Annotated in this window: 18 protein-coding genes and 2 pseudogenes; 10 read left to right on the forward strand and 10 right to left on the reverse strand. The window is 69.0% G+C overall.

Annotated features, from left to right (window positions below; all coding sequences use genetic code 11):
- Positions 1-47: 47 nt before the first annotated feature.
- On the forward strand, positions 48-899 hold the full coding sequence (speE, locus tag AACZ35_RS03780) for a polyamine aminopropyltransferase (RefSeq protein ID WP_339826281.1): 852 nt from the start codon (positions 48-50) through the stop codon (positions 897-899).
- 69 nt (positions 900-968) lie between these two features.
- Here speE and AACZ35_RS03785 read toward each other — a convergent pair whose 3' ends face one another.
- Together AACZ35_RS03785 and AACZ35_RS03790 are read right to left on the reverse strand one after the other, a co-directional pair.
- Positions 969-1,307, reverse strand: a complete 339-nt coding sequence (locus AACZ35_RS03785) for a P-II family nitrogen regulator (RefSeq protein WP_034224894.1) — start codon at positions 1,305-1,307, stop codon at positions 969-971.
- A gap of 20 nt (positions 1,308-1,327) precedes the next feature.
- On the reverse strand, positions 1,328-2,617 hold the full coding sequence (locus AACZ35_RS03790) for an ammonium transporter (protein ID WP_339826285.1): 1,290 nt from the start codon (positions 2,615-2,617) through the stop codon (positions 1,328-1,330).
- 179 nt (positions 2,618-2,796) lie between these two features.
- Here AACZ35_RS03790 and AACZ35_RS03795 point away from each other — a divergent pair, with 179 nt between their 5' ends.
- Together AACZ35_RS03795 and AACZ35_RS03800 are read left to right on the forward strand one after the other, a co-directional pair.
- The gene (locus tag AACZ35_RS03795) at positions 2,797-3,063 is read left to right on the forward strand and encodes an accessory factor UbiK family protein (protein WP_339826287.1); all 267 of its coding nucleotides are present in this window, start codon (positions 2,797-2,799) and stop codon (positions 3,061-3,063) included.
- Between the two features lie 18 nt (positions 3,064-3,081).
- A complete protein-coding gene (locus AACZ35_RS03800) occupies positions 3,082-4,596 on the forward strand; it encodes a YifB family Mg chelatase-like AAA ATPase (protein WP_339826289.1) in 1,515 nt (504 codons plus the stop codon).
- On the opposite strand, the gene AACZ35_RS03805 is transcribed toward AACZ35_RS03800, so the two are convergent.
- Positions 4,593-5,774, reverse strand: coding sequence for a putative peptide maturation dehydrogenase (locus AACZ35_RS03805; protein ID WP_339826291.1), 1,182 nt, complete (start codon positions 5,772-5,774; stop codon positions 4,593-4,595). The two genes, AACZ35_RS03800 and AACZ35_RS03805, sit on opposite strands and share 4 nt — an antisense overlap.
- Positions 5,775-5,886: 112 nt before the next feature.
- Between AACZ35_RS03805 and AACZ35_RS03810 the strand changes: the two genes are divergently transcribed.
- On the forward strand, positions 5,887-6,174 hold the full coding sequence (locus tag AACZ35_RS03810) for an NHLP-related RiPP peptide (protein WP_339826293.1): 288 nt from the start codon (positions 5,887-5,889) through the stop codon (positions 6,172-6,174).
- Here the strand turns inward: AACZ35_RS03810 and AACZ35_RS03815 are convergent, their stop codons facing one another.
- The 4 genes from AACZ35_RS03815 to aceB all read right to left on the reverse strand — a co-directional run bounded on the left by AACZ35_RS03815 (position 6,175) and on the right by aceB (position 12,946).
- On the reverse strand, positions 6,175-8,799 hold the full coding sequence (locus tag AACZ35_RS03815) for a putative peptide modification system cyclase (protein ID WP_339826295.1): 2,625 nt from the start codon (positions 8,797-8,799) through the stop codon (positions 6,175-6,177).
- 70 nt (positions 8,800-8,869) lie between these two features.
- Positions 8,870-9,886: a GGDEF domain-containing protein gene (locus AACZ35_RS03820; protein WP_339826297.1), complete on the reverse strand. Its 1,017-nt coding sequence runs from the start codon at positions 9,884-9,886 to the stop codon at positions 8,870-8,872.
- Positions 9,887-9,996: 110 nt separating this feature from the next.
- Positions 9,997-11,301: an isocitrate lyase gene (aceA, locus tag AACZ35_RS03825; RefSeq protein WP_339826299.1), complete on the reverse strand. Its 1,305-nt coding sequence runs from the start codon at positions 11,299-11,301 to the stop codon at positions 9,997-9,999.
- Positions 11,302-11,344: 43 nt separating this feature from the next.
- Complete coding sequence (aceB, locus tag AACZ35_RS03830; RefSeq protein WP_339826301.1) at positions 11,345-12,946, reverse strand: malate synthase A; 1,602 nt, start codon at positions 12,944-12,946, stop codon at positions 11,345-11,347.
- A gap of 119 nt (positions 12,947-13,065) precedes the next feature.
- Here aceB and AACZ35_RS03835 point away from each other — a divergent pair, with 119 nt between their 5' ends.
- Entirely contained in the window at positions 13,066-14,025 is a 960-nt protein-coding gene (locus tag AACZ35_RS03835) for a LysR family transcriptional regulator (RefSeq protein WP_188663908.1), read from the forward strand.
- Here the strand turns inward: AACZ35_RS03835 and AACZ35_RS03840 are convergent.
- The 3 genes and pseudogenes from AACZ35_RS03840 to arfB all read right to left on the reverse strand — a co-directional run.
- A complete protein-coding gene (locus AACZ35_RS03840; protein WP_339826305.1) occupies positions 14,010-15,263 on the reverse strand; it encodes a mechanosensitive ion channel domain-containing protein in 1,254 nt (417 codons plus the stop codon). The genes AACZ35_RS03835 and AACZ35_RS03840 overlap by 16 nt on opposite strands.
- A 43-nt stretch (positions 15,264-15,306) precedes the next feature.
- A complete protein-coding gene (locus tag AACZ35_RS03845; RefSeq protein ID WP_339826307.1) occupies positions 15,307-15,894 on the reverse strand; it encodes a lysophospholipid acyltransferase family protein in 588 nt (195 codons plus the stop codon).
- Positions 15,893-16,300: pseudogene (gene arfB, locus AACZ35_RS03850) on the reverse strand (alternative ribosome rescue aminoacyl-tRNA hydrolase ArfB); the annotation flags it as partial. The gene AACZ35_RS03845 and the pseudogene arfB, both read right to left, overlap by 2 nt.
- A gap of 42 nt (positions 16,301-16,342) precedes the next feature.
- Here arfB and AACZ35_RS03855 point away from each other — a divergent pair.
- The 5 genes and pseudogenes from AACZ35_RS03855 to AACZ35_RS03875 form a co-directional block, all read left to right on the forward strand.
- Entirely contained in the window at positions 16,343-18,322 is a 1,980-nt protein-coding gene (locus tag AACZ35_RS03855; RefSeq protein ID WP_339826309.1) for a UvrD-helicase domain-containing protein, read from the forward strand.
- Between the two features lie 72 nt (positions 18,323-18,394).
- A complete protein-coding gene (locus AACZ35_RS03860) occupies positions 18,395-19,294 on the forward strand; it encodes an HAD family acid phosphatase (RefSeq protein WP_339826311.1) in 900 nt (299 codons plus the stop codon).
- 4 nt (positions 19,295-19,298) lie between these two features.
- Positions 19,299-20,015, forward strand: coding sequence for an orotidine-5'-phosphate decarboxylase (gene pyrF, locus AACZ35_RS03865; RefSeq protein ID WP_339826313.1), 717 nt, complete (start codon positions 19,299-19,301; stop codon positions 20,013-20,015).
- Positions 20,016-20,065: 50 nt separating this feature from the next.
- Positions 20,066-21,019: a hypothetical protein gene (locus tag AACZ35_RS03870; RefSeq protein ID WP_339826315.1), complete on the forward strand. Its 954-nt coding sequence runs from the start codon at positions 20,066-20,068 to the stop codon at positions 21,017-21,019.
- Positions 21,020-21,080: 61 nt separating this feature from the next.
- Positions 21,081-22,045: pseudogene (locus AACZ35_RS03875) on the forward strand (1-acyl-sn-glycerol-3-phosphate acyltransferase); the annotation flags it as partial.

Consider the following 22,045-nt stretch of genomic DNA (forward strand, 5'->3'; position numbering starts at 1 on the left):
CGGGCGGTACAATGCGCCCCCACGTTCAGCTACCCCCGGATACCGCGATGACCACGACTTGGCTGCATGAAAACTTCGAGCACACGGGTTCGGCCTTCGGCCTGCGCATGAAGCGCAAGCTGGAAGAAGTGCAGTCGCCGTTCCAGAGGATCGAAATGTACGAAAGCACCGACTGGGGCAACGTCATGCTGATCGACGGCGCGATGATGGTGACCACGCGCGACAATTTCTTCTACCACGAGATGATGGCGCATGCGCCGCTGTTCACCCACGCCGACCCGAAGGACGTGGTGATCATCGGCGGCGGCGACTGCGGCACCCTGCGCGAAGTGCTGCGCCACCCGGGCGTGCGCACTGCGGTGCAGTGCGACATCGACGAGCAGGTGACGCGCATGGCCGAGAAGTACTTCCCGGAGCTGTGCGAGTCCAACAACGACCCGCGCGCGACCGTGATGTTCGACGACGGCATCGCCTACATGAAGAACGCCAAGCCGGAATCGATCGACGTGATCATCGTCGATTCCACCGACCCGGTCGGCCCGGCCGAGGGCCTGTTCAACCAGGCCTTCTACGAAACCTGCCTGCGCGCCCTTCGTCCGGGCGGCCTGCTGGTGCAGCAGAGCGAATCGCCGCTGGCGCTGATGCAGCTGATCCTGGACATGCGCAAGGCGATGACCGACGCCGGCTTCAAGACCTTCCGCACCCTGCCCTTCCCGCAGCCGTGTTACCCGACCGGCTGGTGGAGCTGCACGATCACCTCGAAGGAAAGCCGCGACCTCACGGCCTTCCGCGAAGCCGATGCCGCCGCCAAGCCCTTCGACACCCAGTACTACACCGCCGCCATCCACCGCGGCGCGCTGTCGATGCCGCCGATGATGCAGCGGGCGCTCGGCGACTGAGTGCATTGGGATTGACCGGACAAAAAAAGGCCCCGCATTGCGGGGCCTTTTCCGTTGGGCGGGCTTGCGTCAGAGCGCGTCGCCATCCAGCTCGCCGGTGCGGATGCGCAGGACCTTGTCGAGGTCGTAGACGAAGATCTTGCCGTCGCCAACCTTGCCGGTGTTGGCCGCGGCCTGGATGGCTTCCACCACCCGGTCGGCCTGGTCGTCGGTGACCGCGACCTCGAGCTTGATCTTGGGCAGGAAGTCCACCACGTATTCGGCGCCCCGGTAGAGTTCAGTGTGGCCCTTCTGGCGGCCGAAGCCCTTGACCTCGGTGACCGTGACGCCCGAGACGCCGACTTCGCTCAGGGACTCGCGCACGTCGTCGAGCTTGAAGGGTTTGATGATGGCCATGACCATTTTCATCGTGGAATCTCCCGGGGGGTTCAAAGGTTGTAACCGCGTTCGTTGTGCAGGGCCAGGTCCAGGCCCTCGGCTTCCTGGTCCTCGTCCACCCGCAGCCGGATGACCAGGCCCACCAGCTTCAGAAGCACGTAGGTGACCACCGTAGTGTAGGCGATGGTGAAGCCCACGCCCTTGGCCTGCACCCAGACCTGGGCCGGGATGTCGGTGACCCTGCCGAAGCCGCCCAGGGCCGGCGCCGCGAACACGCCGGTGAGCAGCGCGCCGACGATGCCGCCGACCGCGTGCACGCCGAACACGTCCAGGGAGTCGTCGTAGCCCAGCCGGCGCTTGAGCGTGGTGGCGCAGAAGAAGCACACGATGCTGGCGCTGAAGCCGATGACCAGCGCGCCCACCGGCCCGGCCGTGCCGGCCGCCGGGGTGATGGCCACCAAGCCCGCCACCACGCCCGAGGCGATGCCCAGGGCGCTGGGTTTGCCGTGGGTAAGCCATTCCACCGTCATCCAGCCCAGGGCCGCCGCGGCCGTTGCCACCTGGGTGACCAGCATGGCCATGCCGGCGGTTTCATCGGCCGCCACCGCCGAGCCGGCGTTGAAGCCGAACCAGCCCACCCACAGCATGGCCGCGCCGACCAGGGTGTAGCCCAGGTTGTGCGGCGCCATCGGGGTGCCCGGGTAGCCGTGGCGCTTGCCCAGGACCAGGGCCGCAACCAGGCCGGCCACGCCGGCATTGATGTGCACCACCGTGCCGCCGGCGAAATCGAGCACGCCCCAGTCCCACATCAGGCCACCGTCGCCGGCCCAGACCATGTGCGCGATGGGCGCATAGACCAGCGCGAACCACAGCAGCATGAACACCAGCATCGCCGAAAAGCGCATGCGCTCGGCGAAGGCGCCGACGATCAGCGCCGGGGTGATGATGGCGAAGGTCATCTGGAAAGTGATGAACACGCTTTCCGGGAAGGCACCGATGACGCTTTCCTTGGTGAGGTTCTTCAGGAAGGCGTTTTCGAAGGTGCCCACGAAGGAGGCCAGGTTCACCGTGCCGGCCTGCATGCCGGTGGTGTCGAAGGCCAGGCTGTAGCCGAAGACCACCCAGGCCACCGAAATCAGGCCGGTGATGGCAAAACACTGCATCAGCACCGACAGGATGTTCTTCGAGCGCACCATGCCGGCGTAGAACAGGGCCAGGCCGGGGATGACCATGAACAGCACCAGGGCCGTGGCGGTGAGCATCCAGGCGGTGTCGCCCGAATCGATGGGCGGCGGCGCCGCGGGGCTGGCAAGGGCGAGCAACGGCAACAGGGGAACCATGGGCAGGGCCTCCGGGGACGTGGGAAGGGGTTTAAGGCGGGAACACCTGAACCCTGCCCGCCACGCGGCGATTGAATGCTCGGCCCGGGCGTGGAATTCTTGTGGGCCCCGTGGGGAATTCCCGACAGACCCCGGCGCCGGCAAGGCGCATCGTGGCCCCACCCCACCGGAGCGACCCCATGATCGACCTCAAGAACATCGACGACCTGGCCCGCAAGCTCAGCGACCTGGTGCCCCCGGGCCTGAAGGAAGCGCGCGCCGACCTGGAGCAGAACTTCAAGGCCACCCTGCAGTCGGGCCTGAACCGGCTGGACCTGGTGACCCGCGAGGAATTCGACGTGCAGCGCGCCGTGCTGCTGCGCACCCGCGAGAAGCTTGAAGCGCTGGAGCGCAAACTGGCCGAACTCGAGGCGCGCGGCGGCGCGCCCGACGGCACCGCGCACTAAAGCCTGACTTCCCCTGCAATGAACCTGGCGCTGGCGCACAGCCGCGCCCGGGTCGGCGTGCTTGCGCCCGCGGTGCGGGTCGAGGCGCACCTGGGCGGCGGCTTGCCGAACTTCACCCTGGTCGGCATGCCGGCCACCGCGGTGCGCGAAAGCCGTGAACGCGTGCGCTCGGCGATCGGCAACGCCCAGTTCGAATTCCCGCAGCGGCGCATCACGGTCAACCTGGCGCCGGCGGATTTGCCCAAGGAAGGCGGGCGCTACGACCTGGCCATCGCGCTGGGCCTGCTGGCCGCCAGCGGCCAGGTGCCGGTCGAGGCGTTGGGCAAAGTTGAACTCCTGGGTGAGCTCGCGCTTACCGGGGAACTGAAGCCGGTGGACGGCGTGTTGCCTGCCGCCCTGGCGGCGGCGCGGGAAGGCCGGCCTCTGGTGGTGCCCGCCGGCAATGGCGCCGAAGCGGCGCTGGCCAGCAGCGGCCGTGCCTACGTCGCACGCACGCTGCTGGAGGTCTGCGCGCATCTGCGCGGCGAGGCAACGCTGCCGCTGGCGAGCATCGATGATCTGGCGCTGGCAACGCCCCGATACCCGGACCTGGCCGACGTGCGCGGACAGGCCGCCGCGCGTCGGGCGCTTGAAGTGGCGGCGGCCGGCGCACACGCACTGCTCTTCATCGGCCCACCCGGCTGCGGCAAGACCCTGCTGGCGTCGCGCCTGCCGGGGCTGCTACCCGACCCCGACGAGACCGAAGCGCTGGAAACCGCCGCCATCCATTCCGTGAGTGGCCAGGGACTGGACCTGTCCCGCTGGCGACAGCGCCCGTACCGAAGCCCACACCACCTCGCCAGCGCCGTCGCGCTGATCGGCGGCGGCGGCAACCCGCGCCCGGGCGAAGTCTCGCTGGCGCACAACGGCGTGCTTTTCCTCGACGAATTGGCCGAGTGGTCCCGGCACGCGCTGGAAACCTTGCGCCAGCCGATGGAATCGGGCCGGGTCGTCGTGTCACGGGCCGCGCGGCAGAGTGAATTCCCGGCCAGCTTTCAGCTAATCGCGGCGATGAATCCCTGCCCCTGCGGCTGGGCCGGCGATCCCAGCGGCCGCTGCGGCTGCAGCGCCGAATCGGTGGCGCGCTATAGGGCGAAACTTTCCGGCCCGCTGCTCGATCGCATCGACCTGCAGCTGGCGGTTCCGCGGTTGCCGCCTTCGCAGCTGCGTCCGGACCAGCCGCCCGGGGAGTCCACCGCCGTCGTCCGCGCCCGCGTGCTGGCCGCCCGCGCCCGGCAATCCGAACGCGCCGGCGTGCCCAACGCCCGCCTCGACCAGGCCGGCACCGACCGCGACTGCGTGCTGCGCCCGCGCGACCGCCGACTTCTCGAACGCGCCATCGACCAACTGCAGCTTTCCGCCCGCGCCCTGCATCGCATCCAGCGCGTGGCCCGCACCCTGGCCGACCTGGCCGACGAAGACGCCATTGGCACCGAACATGTCGCCGAAGCCATCGGCTACCGCCTGCTAGATCGCGCCGGCCCGCCGGCCTAGTTCGTGGCGGGCAGTTCCACCGGGTCGAACTGGTCGAGCTCCATCGTGCGCATTTCCGCCGCGCGCGGGCCGAAACCCACCAGCGCGATCGCCGCCTCGCGCAGCGGCCTCAGGCCCAGGGCCTCGTCCACGGCGCGGTCGTTGATGGCCGCGGTGACGAAGCAGCCCAGGCCGCGCTCGGTGGCCGAGAGGTACATCGTCTGCGACAGGTGCCCCACGTCCAGATGCACCACGCGCCAGGCCTTGGCGTGGCGACGGTATTTCCAGAACAGCCGGTCGAAGCGCGCCGTCATCACCACCATCACCGGCACGTCCTCGAACCAGTCCTGGCCGGCGACGAAACGGTGCGCCAGCGCGGCCGCGTCCCCGGCCGACAGCGCCTGCAGCGGCTCCAGCGCATGCCGCATCGAAAGGTAGTGGTAAAGCCCCGGCGCCACGCCCTCGACCCGGCGCACCAGCGCGTAGGCTTCCACCGCGTGCAGGCCGCCGCCGGCCGGGCTGGTCTTCTTCACCGCCACGGCGCCGGGCGCCAGGCTGCGGGTGCCCAGCGCGCCCCAGACGCGGCGCAGCATCGTGGAAAAATCAGCCTGCGCCAGCGTCGCGCCGGCATCGAAGTTGCGGCAGGTGCGGCGACGCCCCAGCAGCGCATCAAATTCGTTGGGCTCGGCCAGCGGCAGCGCCACCGGCGTGGCCTCGGGCGCGCGCCGATAGTCGGGCTCCGGCGCGGCGCCGAAGGCGTCCACCATCTGCTGGCTGCTCAGCATCAGGCCCTGTTCGCCGCGGGCCTGGATGTCCAGGTCGCGCCAGCCGCCGTGGGCCTGCGCCATCAGCGCCGGGGTCCACCAGGAAATGTCGCGGGTGGCCTGGTCGCGGTCGCGCCAGCCGGCGTGTTCATCGGTATCGGAAATCAGCAGGCCCTGCGCCAGCAAGGCCTGCACGGGCGCCTCGCCGTGGGCCTGGTGCAGCGCGCCGGCCTCGGCCCAGTCATCGCGCGAGACCGCCTGCAGCAGGGCCAGCTGAGCCAGGTCCACGGGCACCGGTTCGTCCAGATGGGCCGCGTAGGCCAGCCAGCGCGGCGTACGGTCCAGGCCGTCGCCACCGGCGAGCAGGGTTTGAAAGACAAACCGCGGCTCCTGGTCCAGCTCGACGAACAGGTGCTGGCAACGACGCAACAACATGGGCGGCTCCGGCTACGGACGGGCCCGACAGTATGCGACACTGCCGCCGCGCCCCGGGGGAGCCGGGTGCGCCTTTTCAACGACGCATTTGCGTCACGCCAGGGGAATACCGATGTCCAACACGCTTTCCGACGAAACCGCGGCCAAGCTGCTCGACAAACTCGCCAGCGACGACCAGTTCCGCGAACTCTTCCAGAAGAACCCACGCCAGGCCCTGGCCGACGTGGGCCATGCCCCGGCCGCCGATGCGTCGGTGAAAGAAGGCCCGTGGACCTGCCTGTCGGTGTCGAAGCTGGCCGACAAGAAAGACATCGCCGCCAGCCGCGACACCATGCGCCAGAACCTGGCCAGCGCCCAGGCCAGCGCCAACCCGATCACGCTGGAAAACCCGGTCCGCTGATCAGTCGGCGCCGAACCGGCGCGCGACTACGTCCATGTTTTTTTGCCCGGGCCAGGCCGAATCGAATTCGGCCTGGCGCGCGGCGGCCAGTTCCTTGCGTCCCAGCTGCGTCGCCAGCCGTGCGGCGGCGCCCAGGGCCAGGTTGGACTCGACGATGTTGACCGGCTGCAGGATGTTGAGGCTGTTGAACTCGACGTAGGCCAGTCCGCGGTGGCTGCGCAGCCACTCGGCCTGTGCCAGCGCGCCCGCCGGATCGCCGGAGGCTTCCAGGGCCCGCATGCGCAAGACATGGGCCAGGTACAGCTCTTCCCCGACGGCATTGCGGCTCGAGAGAATTTCCACCGCCTTGTCCGCCTCGCCGGCCTGCAGCGCGAGCTCGGCCCGCAGGACCCGGGCCATGTCGGCGTTGGCCGGGAAACCCGTGAGCTCGGGATAACTGTCGACCGCGTCCAGCGCGGCGTGCGCCAGGTCGTCGCGGCCCTGCACGGCTGCAATCCAACCCGCCGCCAGGACATGGAACACCAGGTGGCGGCGGTCGAAGCGGCTCCCATCGGCCAGCATGCCGGCTTGCGCGCGAAGATAGGTTTCAAGGTCGGCTTCCAGGCCGCCGTCGGGCACGTAGCTTCGCAAGCCCAGTAGCTGTCCCTGCGCCACCCAGCTATTGATTGCGCTGACGTCGGGAGCTTGCTCTGCCTGGCGCCGCGCTTCGCCGATGGCCTGGTCCCATTGTCCCTGGTCGAGCGCGAAGCTGATCGCGGGCAGCCGCTGCTCGAATGAAACTGCCGCCGAGCCGGTGTCGGTGCCGCTGGCCAGGATCTTCTTTGCCTCGTCGTAGCGCCGGAGGCTCGCCAGGGCTTCGGCGTAGGCGCGGCGGTCGCCGCCGACACCAAGGGATTCAGCGCGCTCGAAAGCCGCCAAGGCAATGTCGGGCTCCCCAAGGGCCAGGTGCAGGACGCCTTGCAGATAAGCCGCACTGGCACGCCCGGGGTTCTGCACGGTCACGGCCGGGGCGAGCTGTTCGAGACTTTCGCGATAGCGCTGCCCGCCCGTCCAGCCGAAGTAGGCGTAGTTGTAATAAGCGCGGTACTCGTCCGGATACATCGCGCTCAGCACGCGCAGGCGGCGCAGCGTGGGGTCCGGCCCTTCGGGAACCCGGGCGGCGGCATCAAGGAACAGCGCTTCGCGTTCGCTCAGGTGGCTGCGGTACTTCTGCGCCAGGCCCAGGTAGTGCTCCATGCCCTTGCCGTCGTTGTCCGAGTAGCGCAGGAAGGCCATGCGCAGATAGGCCATGGAAAACTCGGGGTCGCGGCGCACCGCTTCTTCGAACAGGTCCCAGGCTTCCTCGTAGCGCGATTCGTAGCGCGCCTTGACGCCCAGCGAGAATGCCCTGAGCGCCACCAGGTCGCCGGTGGTGGCTTCTTCGAGGGGTTTTGCGGTGGCGCTAATGGACGAGACGGACTCGCCCAGGCTTTCGCGGGTCTTCGCCATGGCCTGGTCCATGGCCGGCAGGACACCGTCCCGACCCTTGCCTTCGCCGTAGTGGCTCCAGACGGTCGTCCCGCTGGTGGGTTCGATCAGCTCCAGGCCTACGCGCACCCGGCCGCCGACCTCCGCCACGGTCGGCAGGATCACCGCCTTCGCGCCCTCGCGCAGCGCCAGTTCCACCGCCAGCTGCCGGTCCACGGGCTGGCCGCTGCGCTGCATGCGCTGCAGGGCGCGGTCGATCTGCAGGTCGGACACCAGGTTCACGTGCCGGGACTGCTCCAGGCCGATGCGCAGGGCGACGTCCAGGGACTCGTCGAACAGGTCTTCGCCGGTCTGGTTCTGCACGTCGGCCACCACCACCCAGTCGCGTTCGGCGAAGGCGATGGCGGGCTCGCTGCGGAAGGTGCTCCACAGCAGGCCGGCGCCCAGCGTCAGCAGCAGCAGGGCTTCGGCGGCAATGACCGGTGGGCGGCGCCATAGCGGCAGTTCGCGCCAGGCCTTGTCGCCCGAGTCGGGCGCACGCAGCGGCGCGATGCCGGGCTCGCCGACTTCGTGCACGAGCATTGGTGCCGGCACGCCCTTGAAGCGGTAGCGGCCGTGCACCAGCCAGCGCATCCGGCCGGCGCGTTCGCCCAGTTCGCCGGCGGCGCGATGCGACAGGTTCTGGGCCATGCCCGACATGAGGATCTGGCCGGGCATGGCCAGGTTCATCAGGCGCGCGGCGACCGGCTTGGCCAGGCCTTCGACCTCGACGGCCTTGGCGCCGGCCTGCACGTCGCGCGGGTGGTTGGCCCAGGTCATCACGTCGCCGACGTGGATGCCGGTGCGGGCGCGCAGCTCGATGCCTTCGGACTTGCCCAGCTCGTGCAGGCCACGCTGGTAGCGCAGCGCGAAGTCCAGGGCCTGGATAGGCCGCTCGAACAGGGCCAGCACGCCGTCGGCCTTGTCCACCAGCTGGCCGTGGCAGAGTTTCATGGCCTGCAGCAGCAGCTGGTCGTGGCGCTGCATCAGCGCGGCGGTGCGCGCGTCTCCCAGGCGTTCGACCATGGCCGTGGACCCGGCGATGTCGCACACCAGCACCGCGCGCAGCATCGGCCGCACGGCGGGCGCATCGGGGCGACTCGGGTGTTGGGATTCCATGGCGTGCATTTGGGGACCGACAGACATCCTATCGGGGTGAACGCAGGTGTCGCGGCGCGCCGGACAAGAATTATTCGTCCAGGCGCCAGGCGTCGCCGCCCTGGCGCTTGGCGGCGTACAGGGCCCGGTCGGCCTCGCTGTACCAGGCGGCCCAGCCGCCGGGGTCGGCGCAGAAGGCACCACCCACGCTCACGCTCAGGCGAGACTCGCCCAGGCTGGGCAGGCGCAGGCTGCGCACGGCCGCCAGCAGGCCCAGGGCCCGGTTGGCCAGCTCGCCGCGATCGGCGACGCGCAGCACCAGGGCGAATTCGTCGCCACCTAGGCGGCAGGGCAGCTCCAGCGGGCCGGCCATGCGACGCACTTCTTCGGCGATCGCGCGCAGGGCAGAGTCGCCGGCCAGGTGGCCGCTGCGGTCGTTGATCAGCTTGAAGTGGTCGATGTCCACCAGCAGCAGGGCCAGGCGGTGGCCCGCCAGGGGCTGCCGTCCAAGTTCATCGAGATAGCGGTACAGGCCGCGGCGGTTGGCCAGGCCGGTCAGGTCGTCGCTGCGCACCAGCTGCTGGGCGACGGTCAGCTCGCTGCGGGTCTGGCGCAGGGTGTCGAGCGTCTGCAGCAGGTCTTCGTTGCGCCGGCGCAGGCTCTGCACCAATTGGTGCTCGCCGGCCACCAGGTAGGCGAAGCTGCGGCGCATGAAGCGGGCCACGTGCGCCGGTTCCTGTTCGATCAGCGACTGGAAGGCGGCCTGGGTGATTTCATAAAGCACGCCCGGGGTTTCGGCCACGGCGCGGGCGAAACGCTGGTGGCGGCCGATGAACACCGCCAGTTCACCGAAGTACTGGCCCGGCCCAAGCACCTTGTCGGCCAGGCCGTCGTCGAAACACAGGCGCACTTCGCCGGTATCCACCAGGAACATGCTCTGCGCGTCTTCGCCGCGTTTGAACAGCTCCTCGCCCGGCAGCACCGCCCGGCTGACGCCGACAGAAGCCAGCACCCGGAATTCGTCGGGTGACAGCTGCGATGGCAGTCGGGCGTCCGCGTCGCTGCTGCTTTGAGCGGCGACGTGGACCGGGTAATCGGTTGGATTCACTGGGAAGCTCGACCCTCGGTTACAGCCGAGTGTAACCGGGACCGGGCCCCCGATATGCGACGCGCATCAAATTGGGCCGGCCCCCTCCCCTGACGGGGCCGGCCCCGGGATCAGGCGGCGTCCGCCTGGCGCTCCCCGTGGAACTGTTCTTCTTCGGTCGAACCCTTCAGTGCGGTGGTCGAGCTGTTGCCACCCTGGATGGCCTGGGTGACCGAATCGAAATAGCCGGTGCCGACTTCGCGCTGGTGCTTGACCGCGGTGAAACCCTTGTCGGCGGCGGCGAATTCCTTCTCCTGCAGCTCGACGAAGGCGGTCATCTGGTTGCGCGCGTACCCGTGCGCCAGCTCGAACATGCCGTAGTTGAGCGCGTGGAAGCCGGCCAGGGTGATGAACTGGAACTTGTAGCCCATGGCGCCCAGCTCCTTCTGGAACTTCGCGATGGTGGCGTCGTCGAGGTTCTTCTTCCAGTTGAAGCTCGGCGAGCAGTTGTAGGCCAGCAGCTTGCCCGGGAACTTGGCGTGGATGGCTTCGGCGAACTTGCGCGCGAACTCGAGGTCGGGCTTGCCGGTTTCGCACCACACCAGGTCGGCGTAGGGCGCGTAGGCCAGGCCGCGGCTGATGGCCTGGTCGATGCCGTTGCGGGTCTTGTAGAAACCTTCGGGCGTGCGCTCGCCGGTGCAGAAAGGCCTGTCGTTGGGGTCGATGTCGCTGGTCAGCAGATCGGCGGCTTCGGCGTCGGTGCGCGCGACCAGCAGGGTCGGCACGTTCATCACGTCGGCGGCCAGGCGCGCGGCAATCAGCTTCTGCACGGCTTCCTGGGTCGGCACCAGCACCTTGCCGCCCATGTGGCCGCACTTCTTCACCGAAGCCAGCTGGTCCTCGAAGTGCACGCCGGCGGCGCCGGCCTCGATCATCGCCTTCATCAGCTCGAAGGCATTGAGCACGCCGCCGAAGCCGGCTTCGGCGTCAGCCACGATCGGCTGCAGGAAGTCGATGTCGTCCTTGCCTTCGGCGTGGTGCAGCTGGTCGGCGCGCAGCAGCGCGTTGTTGATGCGCTTGACCACCAGCGGCACCGAGTTGGCCGGGTACAGCGACTGGTCGGGGTACATCTCGCCGGCGACGTTGGCGTCGGCCGCGACCTGCCAGCCGCTGAGGTAGATGGCCTTCAGTCCCGCCTTGACCTGCTGCATGGCCTGGTTGCCGGTCAGCGCGCCCAGCGCATTGACGAAGGGCTCGCTGCCCAGCGACTTCCACAGCTTTTCCGCGCCCAGGCGGGCCAGGGAATGTTCAATGGCCACGGTGCCGCGCAGGCGCACCACCTCTTCGGCGCTGTAGCCGCGCTGGATACCGGACCAGCGGGCGTCCTTGGCCCAGGTCTGCTTGAGCTGCTCGGCGGTGGGGAGGGTGGTGGTCATGGCGGCGTGTCCTTTTGAGCGGGGGAATGATGTTTTTGTGGGCTTACAGGCGTTCGTAGGCCGGCAGGGTCAGGAACTCGACCAGCTCGTCGGCATGCGTCAGTTCGTCGAGCAGCGCGATGGCTTCGTTGATCTTCGAGCCGCCGGGCAGCTTCATGCGGTCGGCCAGCTTCGAGGGCAGGGCCAGCAGCGCGCGGTCGAACAGCGAGAAGTCCACCGGCGTGCCGTCGTCGAGGTGCAGGTGCTTGTTGTGCAGCCACTGCCAGAGCTGGGCGCGGCCGATCTCGGCGGTGGCGGCGTCCTCCATCAGCCAGTGGATGGGCACGCAGCCGTTGCCGTCGAGCCAGGCGGCCAGGTAGCGCACGCAGACCTCGACGTTGTTGTCGAAACCCTTGCGGGTGATGGTGCCGATGCTGGGCCGGATCAGCGCGTCGCGATCCACCTGTACGTCCTCGCGGCGCTTGTCGTGCTGGTTCGGGCCGGGCATGCCGGCGTCGAAGATCCCGCGTGCCACCGGAATCAGCGCCGGGTGCGCGACCCAGGTGCCGTCGTGGCCGGCGTCGACTTCGCGCTGCTTGTCGGCGCGCACGCGGGCGATGGCTTCTTCGTTGGCGATCGGGTCGCCGGCGATCGGGATCTGCGCGGCCATGCCGCCCATGGCGTGGGCGCCGCGGCGGTGGCAGGTCTGCACCAGCAGTTCCGAATAGGCCTTCAGGAAGGGCTGGGTCATGCCGACCTGGCCACGTTCGGGCAGCACGCGGTCGCGGTGCCGGCGGAAGACCTTGAGGTAGCTGAAGATGTAGTCCCAGCGGCCGCAGTTCAGGCCGACGATTCGGCTGCGCAGCGCGTGCAGGATTTCGTGCATCTCGAAGGCCGCGGGCAGGGTTTCGATAAGCACCGTCACCTTCATGCAGCCGGCCGGCAGGCGCAGGCGCGCTTCGATCCAGGACAGCACGTCCTCCCACAGCGCCGCCTCTTCCATGCACTCGAGCTTGGGCAGGTAGAAGTAGGGGCCGCGGTCGCGGGCCTGCAGCACGGTGGCGTTGAGGAAGGCGAACAGGCCCAGGTCGAACAGGCTGGCCGAAAGGCGCTCGCCGTCCACCAGCACGTTCTTTTCGTCCAGGTGCCAGCCGCGCGGGCGCACGATCAGGGTGGTGGTCGAAGTCGGGTCGAGCACGTAGTGCTTGCTGCCGTCCGGCGCCATCCAGTCCAGGGTGCCGCTGGTGGCCTTGCGCAGGGCGCGCTGGCCGACCAGCAGGTTTTCCCAGGTCGGGCTGGTGGAGTCTTCGAAATCGGCCATGTAGCAGCTGGCGCCGGAGTTCAGGGCGTTGATCACCATCTTGGGTTCGACCGGCCCGGTGATCTCGACCCGGCGGTCGAGCAGCGCCGCCGGGATCGGGGCCACGGTCCAGTCGCCTTCGCGGATGGCGCGGGTGTCTTCGCGGAAGTCGGGCAGTTCGCCGGCGTCGAAGCGGGCCTGGCGCTGGCGGCGGGCCGCGAGGCGTTCCTGGCGCCGGGCTTCGAAGGTCCGGTGCAGTTCAACCAGGAACTCCAGGGCGGCCGGGCCAAGCAGGTCTTCCTGGCCGGCCAGGCGCGGGCCGGCCAGGACCAGGGGGGAAAGGGTGCGTGCGGCGTCGCCTGCCATGGGGAATCTCCGGATTCGGGACTGGCTTCGACCCTAGGCCCCGAGACCCGACTTTGACAAAACAAATGTTTTGATACTTGTTATAAGCTGGGCTTATACAGAACTGGAAACAGTCACTTATGGCCGAGCGAAAGCCCCGCTTCTACTACAAGGGTGACCGTCTCAAGCCCGTACGGGCCTTCTGCCAGGTCGCACGCCTGGGCTCGGTGACCCGGGCGGCCGAGGCCCTGTTCCTCAGCCAGCCGGCCGTAACCCTGCAGGTGCAGGCCCTGGAACGGGAGCTGGGCACCCCGCTCTTCGAGCGCATCGGCCGGCGTTTCAGCCTCACCCGCGAAGGCCAGCTGCTTTACGACCTGGCCCGGCCCCTGGTCGAGGGGCTGGACGGCCTGGAAGCCGAGTTTCGCAGCAAGATCAAGGGCTTGAAGGCCGGCGAGCTGCACGTGGCGGCCGGCAGTTCGACCATCCTGTATCTGCTGCCGACCCTGGTGCAGGCCTTTCGGGAACAGCACCCCGAGGTCCAGCTGGTGCTGCACAACGTCACCGGCCAGGACGGCCTGGGGCTGCTGCGCTCGGACGGCGTGGACCTGGCCGTGGGTTCGATGCTGGACGTACCCACCGACCTGGCCTACGAGCCGGTGTATTCCTTCGACCCCATGCTGATCTGCCCGCCCGGCCACCCGCTGGCGGAAAAACCCGACCTGCGGCTGGAGGACCTGTCGCCCTACGGCCTGATCCTGCCGCCGCGGCGCCTGACGACCTACCGGCTGGTCGACCTGGTGTTCCAGCAGCAGCGCGTGCCCTACACCGTGGCGCTGGAAGTGGGCGGCTGGGAGGTGATCAAGCAGTACGTGGCCATGGGCCTGGGCATCAGCATCGTCACCAGCATCTGCCTTACGGAAGCTGACAAGCAGCGGCTGGTGGCGCGCAGCCTGGCCGACTATTTCCCGCCGCGCAGCTACGGCGTGGTGATGCGCAAAGGCAAATACCTGAGTCCGCAGGCGCGGGATTTCGTCGACCTGGTCAAACCGGGCCTGTTCCAGCGCCGGGATTATTTCGACTCAGGTCACTCGGAGCGCTGAGCACCCAGCGCCTGCGCGGCCGCGGCAACGTCGCCACCCGACGGCGCCTGGAAGGCGCGCAGCCCGAACTCCGGCAGGATCGCCAGCAGGTGGTCGAAGATGTCGGACTGGATGTCTTCGTAGTCGTTCCAGGCCGTGGTGGCGGTGAAGCAGTAGATCTCGATCGGCAGGCCCTGCGGGCCCGGGTCGAGCTGGCGCACCAGCAGGGTCATGTCGTCGCGGATGCCCTTGTGCGCCTGCAGGTAGGCGCGGGCGTAGGCGCGAAAGGTGCCCAGGTTGGTCAGCCGGCGCAGGTTCACCGGCGCCTTGCCCTGGCGCTGGGCGTTCCATTCGGCCAGCTCCGAGGCCTTCTTTTCCAGGTAGGGCTGCAGCAGCACGAAACGCGCGAGGTCTTCGCGCTCTTCGTTGCTGAGGTAACGCACCGTGCCCTGGTCGATCGGCAGCGCGCGCTTGATGCGGCGGCCGCCGGACTCGCTCATGCCGCGCCAGTTCCTGAAGCTGTCGGCGATCAGCGTGTGCGTGGGGATGGTGGTGATGGTCTTGTCCCAGTTCTGCACCTTCACCGTGTGCAGGGCGACGTCGATGACGTCGCCGTCGGCGCCGTACTTGGGCATCTCGATCCAGTCGCCCACCCGCACCATGTCGTTGGACTGGATCTGCACGCTGGCCACCAGCGACAGGATGGTGTCCTTGAACACCAGCATCAGCACCGCCGTCATGGCACCGAAGCCCGACAGCAGCAGCAGCGGCGACTTGTCCACCAGCACCGCGATGATCAGCACCACCGCCAGCACGAACAGCACGATCTTGGCGACCTGCAGGTAACCCTTGATCGGCCGGCTGCGTGCACGTTCGGGGTCGTGGGCCTCGTAGATGTCCTGCAGGCTGGCCAGGAAGGCGCTCAGCGCCTGCGCGACGGTCAGCACCACATAGGCGGCGGCGACATTGCGCACCACTTCCACCGCGCCATCGGGCAGGTTGGGCACCACCGGCACGCCCAGGTAGACAACGACCGCCGGCACGGCGTGGGCCAGGCGCGAGATGACGCCGCGTGCCAGCAGGGCGTCGTCCCACTTCACCGACGAGGCCTCGACCATGCGTACCAGCACGCGCAGCGTGATGCGCTGGGTCAGCTGGTCGGCCAGCCAGGCCAGCACCAGCAGCGCGAGGGCGATGGTGGCCGAGTGCAGCCAGGGATGCGCGGTAAGCTGCTCGTAGGTGCTGTAGATGAAATCCATCGGGGCAGTCTAACCACCCCCTTCGCACGACCCAAGCCGCGAGCTAAAGCGTGTCGCGGTTCTTGCCGACGTGGGGGCGGTAGATTTCGCGGATACGGGCCATGTCGGCCGCCTGGTCGTCGGTCAGGTGGACCAGCGGTCCCAGGCCGATCGTGCGCGTGGGGTAGTGGAACCAGGCGCAGAACACCGGCACCTCCGCGCGCCTGGCGATCTTCCAGAAGCCTGTCTTCCACTGCTGGACGCGCTTGCGGGTGCCTTCCGGCGCCAGCACGAAGTACATGCGTTCGGCGCCGCGGATCTGCTCGACGGTCTGGTCGACCAGGCCGCCCGGTGCACTGCGGTCCACCGGCACGCCGCCGAGCCTGCGCAGCAGCCAGCCCAGCGGCCCGCGGAACAGTTCGGCCTTGGCGATGAAGGTGATGTCCACGCCCATGGCCAGCTTGGCGGCCAGGCCCCAGTAGGCGTCCCAACCCGAGGAATGCGGCGCGGCGATCACCACCAGGCGCGGGTCGGCCGGGAAGTCGCCTTCGATCGTCCAGCCGCCCAGGCGCAGCAGGCAACGGCCAAACCAGCGACTGAAGCGGCCGCCGCTGCTCGGTGCCTGCGCCGGCAGGACCGGCACGCGCGTCATTCGCGCTGCGCTGGCGCTTGACCGTCGCGCGTTCACGCTTGGCGCCCAGGCGGCGTTCCTTCGAGCCCTTCGTCGGCTTGGTGGCGATGCGCTTCTTCGGCGCCACGGTCGCGGCGGCGACCACGGCGGCCAGGCGCTCGCGCGCGTCTTCACGGTTGCGGTCCTGGGTGCGGAAACGCTGGGCGCTGAGCACCAGCACGCCTTCGGCGGTAATGCGCCGGTCGCGGCGGGCCAGCAGGCGGGCGCGCACGGCGTCGGGCAGCGAGGGGGAATTGGCCACGTCGAAACGCAGCTCGACGGCGGTCGAGACCTTGTTCACGTTCTGGCCGCCCGGCCCGCCCGAGCGCACGAAACGCTCGACCAGTTCGTCGTCGGGGATGGCGAGGGTGGGCGTGACCTGCAGCATGGCGCGGATTGTACCCGCCGGCCCGGTACAATCGGCGCCCTCATGCATGACCTCAACCCTCCCCAGAAAGAAGCGGTCGCCTACACGGCAGGCCCCCTGCTGGTGCTGGCCGGCGCCGGCAGCGGCAAGACCCGCGTCATCACCGAAAAGATCGCCCACCTGGTCGGCAGCGGCCAGCGCGAGGCCCGGCACATCGCCGCGATCACCTTCACCAACAAGGCCGCGCGTGAAATGCGCGAGCGTGTCGCCAAGCGCATCAAGGGCGATGCCGCCGAGGGCCTGACGGTTACCACCTTCCACTCCCTGGGCCTGCGCTTCCTGCAGATCGAACATGACCGCGCCGGCCTGCGCCGGGGCTTTTCGATCTTCGACGCCGACGACCAGATGTCGATCATCAAGGATCTCTCGCCGCAGGGCCTGAAGAACGACGCCCTGTACGCCCTGCAGAACCTGATCAGCGCCGCCAAGAACAATGCGCTCACGCCCGAGCAGGCCGCCGAGGCCGCGCGCAGCGTGCGCGAGCGCGAGGCCGCCGCCCTGTACGCGCGCTACCAGGCGCGGCTGCAGGCCTTCAACGCGGTGGACTTCGACGACCTGATCCGGCTGCCACTGCAGCTGCTGGAAGCCGAGCCCGACCTGGCCGCCGGCTGGCGTGAACGCATCCGCTACCTGCTGGTGGACGAATGCCAGGACACCAACGGCGCCCAGTACCGGCTGCTGAAACAACTCGCCGGCCCCAAGGGCAACATGACCTGCGTGGGCGACGACGACCAGAGCATCTATGCCTGGCGTGGCGCCCAGCCGGAAAACCTGGAAATGCTGGCCCAGGACTACCCGGCGCTGAAGGTGATCAAGCTCGAGCAGAACTACCGCTGCTCGGGCCGCATCCTGCGCTGCGCCAACACCCTGATTGAAAAGAACCCGCACAAGCACCTCAAGCAGCTCTGGAGCCAGCACGGCGACGGCGAGCCGGTGCGGGTCTGGCAGTGCCGAAATTCCGACCACGAAGCCGAGCGCATCGCCGCGGAAATCCACTACCTCAAGCAGGCCAAGGAAATCCCCTGGGGCGAGTTCGCCATCCTGTTCCGCGGCAACCACCAGTCGCGGCCGCTGGAAAAAGCGCTGCAGCTGCTGCGCATCCCGTATCACCTCACCGGCGGCACCGCTTTCCTGGACCGCGCCGAGGTCAAGGACCTGCTGAGCTGGCTGCGCGTGCTGGCCAATCCCGACGACGACACCGCTTTCCTGCGCGCGATCGCCGCGCCCAAGCGCGAAGTCGGCGCCACCACGCTGGAAAAGCTGGCGGCGATGGCGCAGACCGCCGGCATGCCGATGTCGCGGGCGGCCGGGCAGATCGGTTTCCTCAAACAGCTGACGCCGCGCGCCGCCGCCGGGCTGGATGAATTCACCCGCATCGTCGAATCGCTGCGCGACGACTCCCAGCGCCTGACCCCGGCCGAACTGGTGCCGGTGCTGGCCGAACGCAGCGGCCTGCTGGGCATGGTGCGCAGCCAGTGCAAGGACGAGGCCGGCTTCCTGCGCCGCAAGGCCAACCTGGACGAACTGGCCTCGTGGTTCGAAGGCGCCCGCGGCGGCGGCCCGGGTGAGCTTGCCGCGCAGCTGGCCCTGCTGTCGAACGCCGACCGCGGCGAACCCGGCAACGCCGTGCGCCTGATGAGCCTGCACGCGGCCAAGGGCCTGGAGTTCCGCACGGTCTTCGTTATCGGCTGCGAGGACGGCAACCTGCCGCACGAAGCCAGCGTCGAGGAAGGCGGGCTCGAGGAAGAACGCCGGCTGATGTACGTGGGAATCACCCGCGCCAAGGAGCGCCTGTACCTCTCGCACAGCGCCGAAATCAAACGCTGGGGCGCGCTCGAACACCTGCTGCCCAGCCGCTTCCTGGACGAACTGCCCGCCGCAGACCTGCTGCGCGACGGCAGCGACCCCGAACGCGAAACCGCCGAGAAAAAACAGCGCGGCCGCGCCCACATGGACGCCATCGCCGCCCTCTTCAACGACTGATCTTCAACGACTGAAACGACGCCGTCGCGGGCGCCGGGTAGAATCGGCGGCCTTCGAGAAAGGAACCCGCTGATGACCCCCTTGCGCACCCTGTCGCTGTCCGCCCTCGTGCTGGCCCTGGCCGCCTGCCAGACCGCGCCCAGCCGCGCGCCGGCCGAAACCCCGGCGCCGGAACCGGCCCCGGCCGCCGCCGGCCCGGCCGCCAACGACAACATGAACGCCGTGGCCTGGGTGCAGACCGCCGAGGAATATTCGCTGCTTACCGTCCAGACTTTCCTGGCCGCCAGCAAGGAACTCGACCGCGCCCTCAAGACCCCCGGCTGGGACGCCCTGGTGCCGTCCGAACGCGCCAACCCGCCCGACGGCCTGCCGCCGGCGGTGATCGTCGACATCGACGAAACCGTGCTCGACAACTCGCCCTACCAGGCCCGTCTGGTGCGCGACGGCGGCAGCTACAACGAAGTCACCTGGGACGGCTGGGTACGTGAAGAAGAAGCGCGGCCGGTGCCGGGCGCGCTGGAGTTCGCCAAAGCCGCGGCCGAACGCGGCGTCACCATCTTCTACGTCTCCAACCGCGCCGCCCACCTCAACGACGCCACCGTCGCCAACCTCAAGGCCGTCGGTTTCCCGATCCAGTCCGACGACCAGTTCCTGGGCCTGGGCTTTTTCGTCGAAGGCTGCGAACAGCACGGCTCGGAGAAGGGCTGCCGCCGCCAGCACGTGGGCCGCACGCACCGGGTGCTGATGCAGTTTGGCGACCAGATCGGCGACATGGTCAGCATCGAGGCCAACACCCCGGCCGGCCGCAAGCAGGCCCTGCAGCCCTACCTGGCCTGGTTCGGCGAACGCTGGTTCGTGCTGCCCAACCCGACCTACGGCAGCTGGGAGCCAGCCCTGTTCAACAACGCCTGGGAGCTGCCGGAGGCCGAACGCCGGCAGATGAAGCTCGACGCCCTGCACTACGCCGAATAAGCCCATGATCCCCGTCCGCGATCGCCTCATTTTCGCCCTCGACGTGCCCACGGCCGCTGAGGCCACCGCCTGGGTCGACCGCCTGGGCGACTCGGTCGGCTTCTACAAGATCGGCATGGAGCTGCTGACCAGCGGCGACTACTTCCGGGTGCTCGAGGACCTGGCCGGCCGCGGCAAGCAGGTGTTCGTGGACCTGAAATTCCACGACGTGCCGGCCACCGTGGCCGCGACCATCCGCGGTCTGCGCCGGTATCCGGTTTCGCTGTGCACCATCCACGGCCAACATCACGCCATGATGCATGCCGCTTCGCAGGAGAAGGGCGACATTCGCCTCCTGGCGGTCACCGTGCTCACCTCGATGGATCGCAGCGATCTTCGGCAAATGGGCATCGATCGTGAGCCCTCGGAGGTCGTCGTCGACCGCGCCCTGGCCGCGCAGGCCGCCGGCTGCGACGGCGTCATCGCTTCGGGCCAGGAAGCCGGCGCGATCCGCCAGGCCACCGGTCCGGGTTTCCTGGTGGTCTGCCCCGGCATCCGCCCCGCCGGCCCGGCCGGCGACGATCAGAAGCGCACGGTGGACGTGGCTGCGGCCTTCGCGGCCGGCGCCGACTACATCGTGGTCGGCCGGCCCATCCGCAACGCCGCCGACCCGGTGGCCGCCGCCGAGGCCATCCGGGCCCAGATCCGCCAGGCCGTCGAAGGGGCGGGAAACGGGTCCTGAACACCCGATCTGGTAGATTCGGCCGCCAATCCCGACGGTATCCACGCCGCATGATCCGATTCCCGAACCTCCGGGCCATGGCTGCCCTGCTGCTGATCGCGCTTGCCCTGGTCGCCTGCCGCCGCGACCCGCCGGCCGAGGACGCCTCGACGGTGCCCGGCAGCCCGGTCGCCGCCATTCAAGCCCAGGCCCAGGCCCTGCGCGACAACGACCTGGTGCGCTGGTCCCGTCTGGGCCTGCCGCCGGATCTGCATGCGCGCACCGAAGCCCTGTGGAACCGCCGCCTGGCCGAAGCCGAACCGGCCGACCCGGAAGAGGCCCGTGAATACGCCGACACCATGGCGCGCCTGATGGCTCCGGACGCCGAAAAGGCCCTGATGCGCGACATCGAGCCCAAGCTGGTCGAGTTCGAAACCGAGATCGCCGGCCAGTGGCCGCTGATGCAGGCCACCGCCGGCATCTTCCTCAACGCCGCCATCGAGGCCAACACCGAACTCAGCGCCGCCGAGAAGTCCCACGGCCAGGAACTGGTCTCGACCCTGCTGGACTGGGCCCAGCCGGCGCTGTTCACCGACCGCGACCGCGCCCGCCAGGCCATCCGCGCGCTCAGCGCCACCGCCCGCGAACTGGACCTGCCCACGCTCGAGGACGCCCGCGCCCTGGAAATGATGCCGGCGATGGAAAAGGGCGGCATCGCCCTGGCCGGCTTCAAGCAGGCCGCCAAGGCCTACGACATGGACCTGGACGCCTCGCTCGACGGCGTCGAGGCCGAGCTGCTGTCCAGCGAAGGCGACAAGGCCCGCGTGAAGGTCACCTACCCGCTGCTGGACGAAACCGTCAGCTTCGAAATGGACATGCAGCGTGTCGGCGAGGGCTGGTACAGCGCCGATGCCATCCGCCAGGCCGAAGCCGACCTGGCCGAAGCCGGTCCGGAGGCCGCCGTGGCGCAGTCCCCGGCCCCCGAAGCGGACGCCGCGACCCCGGGCGCCGGCAGCGCCGACTGAGCCAGCACGCATGGACGCCACCCACACGCCCTCGCCGGGCCCGACCCCTCGTCCGCCCGGCAAACCGCCGATCTGGGCGCGCTTCATGGAAGCGCTGCTCAAGCCCTGGATCGAAATCAAGCGCGAGCCCGCCGAGCCGCCCTTCGATCTCGACCGGCCGATCTGCTACGTCATCGAAAACTACGGGCTGTCGAACACCCTGATCCTGGACCGCGCCTGCCGCGAAGCCGGCCTGCCCTCGCCGCTGGCGGCGCTGCCGGGCGACCCGCTGGGCCGCAAGCGCGCCTACGTGGCGCTGTCGCGCCGCCGCGCCGGCCTGTTCGGGCGCCCGAAGAACCGCAGCCATTCCGACGCACTGTCGCGCCTGCTGATGGCGCACCGCCTCTACCCCGACCAGGACGTGCAGCTGGTGCCGGTGTCGATCTTCGTCGGCCGGGCGCCGGCGCGGCAGTCGGGCTGGTTCTCGGTGCTGTTCTCGGAAAACTGGGCGCTGGTGGGCCGGTTCCGCCGGCTGCTGGCGATCCTGCTCAACGGCCGCGACACGGTGGTGCAGTTCTCACCGGGCGTGCGCGTCTGGGAAATCCTCGGCGACGACATGCCGCACGAGCGCCAGGTGCGCAAGGTCAGCCGGGTGCTGCGCGCGCACTTCCGCCGCATAAAGACCGCGGTCATCGGCCCCGACCTGTCCACGCGCCGCCTGCTGGTGGACCGCGTGCTCGACGCCGAGCCGGTGCGCAAGGCGATCACCGACCAGGCCCGCCGCGACGGCACCGAATACCTCGACGCCTGGAAAAAGGCGCACGGGTTCGCCTGGGAAATCGCCGCCGACTATTCCAACCCGGTGGTGCGCTCGGCCTCGTTCGCGCTTACCGGCTTCTGGAACCGCATCTACGACGGCCTGAACGTGCACCACATGGACACGCTCAAGCAGGTCGCGCCCGGGCACGAAGTGATCTACGTGCCCTGCCACCGCAGCCACATGGACTACCTGCTGCTTTCCTACCTGCTGTTTCGCAACGGCCTGAC

It is taken from the genome of uncultured Arenimonas sp., assembly GCF_963976025.1.
Taxonomy (GTDB): domain Bacteria; phylum Pseudomonadota; class Gammaproteobacteria; order Xanthomonadales; family Xanthomonadaceae; genus Arenimonas.

What these genes read in the sequence shown, in the direction of transcription:
- speE (WP_339826281.1), top strand. Translation starts at nt 48, where the DNA reads ATGACCACGACTTGGCTGCATGAAAACTTCGAGCACACGGGTTCGGCC.
- AACZ35_RS03785 (WP_034224894.1), bottom strand. Translation starts at nt 1,307, where the DNA reads ATGAAAATGGTCATGGCCATCATCAAACCCTTCAAGCTCGACGACGTG.
- AACZ35_RS03790 (WP_339826285.1), bottom strand. Translation starts at nt 2,617, where the DNA reads ATGGTTCCCCTGTTGCCGTTGCTCGCCCTTGCCAGCCCCGCGGCGCCG.
- AACZ35_RS03795 (WP_339826287.1), top strand. Translation starts at nt 2,797, where the DNA reads ATGATCGACCTCAAGAACATCGACGACCTGGCCCGCAAGCTCAGCGAC.
- AACZ35_RS03800 (WP_339826289.1), top strand. Translation starts at nt 3,082, where the DNA reads ATGAACCTGGCGCTGGCGCACAGCCGCGCCCGGGTCGGCGTGCTTGCG.
- AACZ35_RS03805 (WP_339826291.1), bottom strand. Translation starts at nt 5,774, where the DNA reads ATGTTGTTGCGTCGTTGCCAGCACCTGTTCGTCGAGCTGGACCAGGAG.
- AACZ35_RS03810 (WP_339826293.1), top strand. Translation starts at nt 5,887, where the DNA reads ATGTCCAACACGCTTTCCGACGAAACCGCGGCCAAGCTGCTCGACAAA.
- AACZ35_RS03815 (WP_339826295.1), bottom strand. Translation starts at nt 8,799, where the DNA reads ATGGAATCCCAACACCCGAGTCGCCCCGATGCGCCCGCCGTGCGGCCG.
- aceA (WP_339826299.1), bottom strand. Translation starts at nt 11,301, where the DNA reads ATGACCACCACCCTCCCCACCGCCGAGCAGCTCAAGCAGACCTGGGCC.
- aceB (WP_339826301.1), bottom strand. Translation starts at nt 12,946, where the DNA reads ATGGCAGGCGACGCCGCACGCACCCTTTCCCCCCTGGTCCTGGCCGGC.
- AACZ35_RS03835 (WP_188663908.1), top strand. Translation starts at nt 13,066, where the DNA reads ATGGCCGAGCGAAAGCCCCGCTTCTACTACAAGGGTGACCGTCTCAAG.
- AACZ35_RS03840 (WP_339826305.1), bottom strand. Translation starts at nt 15,263, where the DNA reads ATGGATTTCATCTACAGCACCTACGAGCAGCTTACCGCGCATCCCTGG.
- AACZ35_RS03845 (WP_339826307.1), bottom strand. Translation starts at nt 15,894, where the DNA reads ATGACGCGCGTGCCGGTCCTGCCGGCGCAGGCACCGAGCAGCGGCGGC.
- AACZ35_RS03855 (WP_339826309.1), top strand. Translation starts at nt 16,343, where the DNA reads ATGCATGACCTCAACCCTCCCCAGAAAGAAGCGGTCGCCTACACGGCA.
- AACZ35_RS03860 (WP_339826311.1), top strand. Translation starts at nt 18,395, where the DNA reads ATGACCCCCTTGCGCACCCTGTCGCTGTCCGCCCTCGTGCTGGCCCTG.
- pyrF (WP_339826313.1), top strand. Translation starts at nt 19,299, where the DNA reads ATGATCCCCGTCCGCGATCGCCTCATTTTCGCCCTCGACGTGCCCACG.
- AACZ35_RS03870 (WP_339826315.1), top strand. Translation starts at nt 20,066, where the DNA reads ATGATCCGATTCCCGAACCTCCGGGCCATGGCTGCCCTGCTGCTGATC.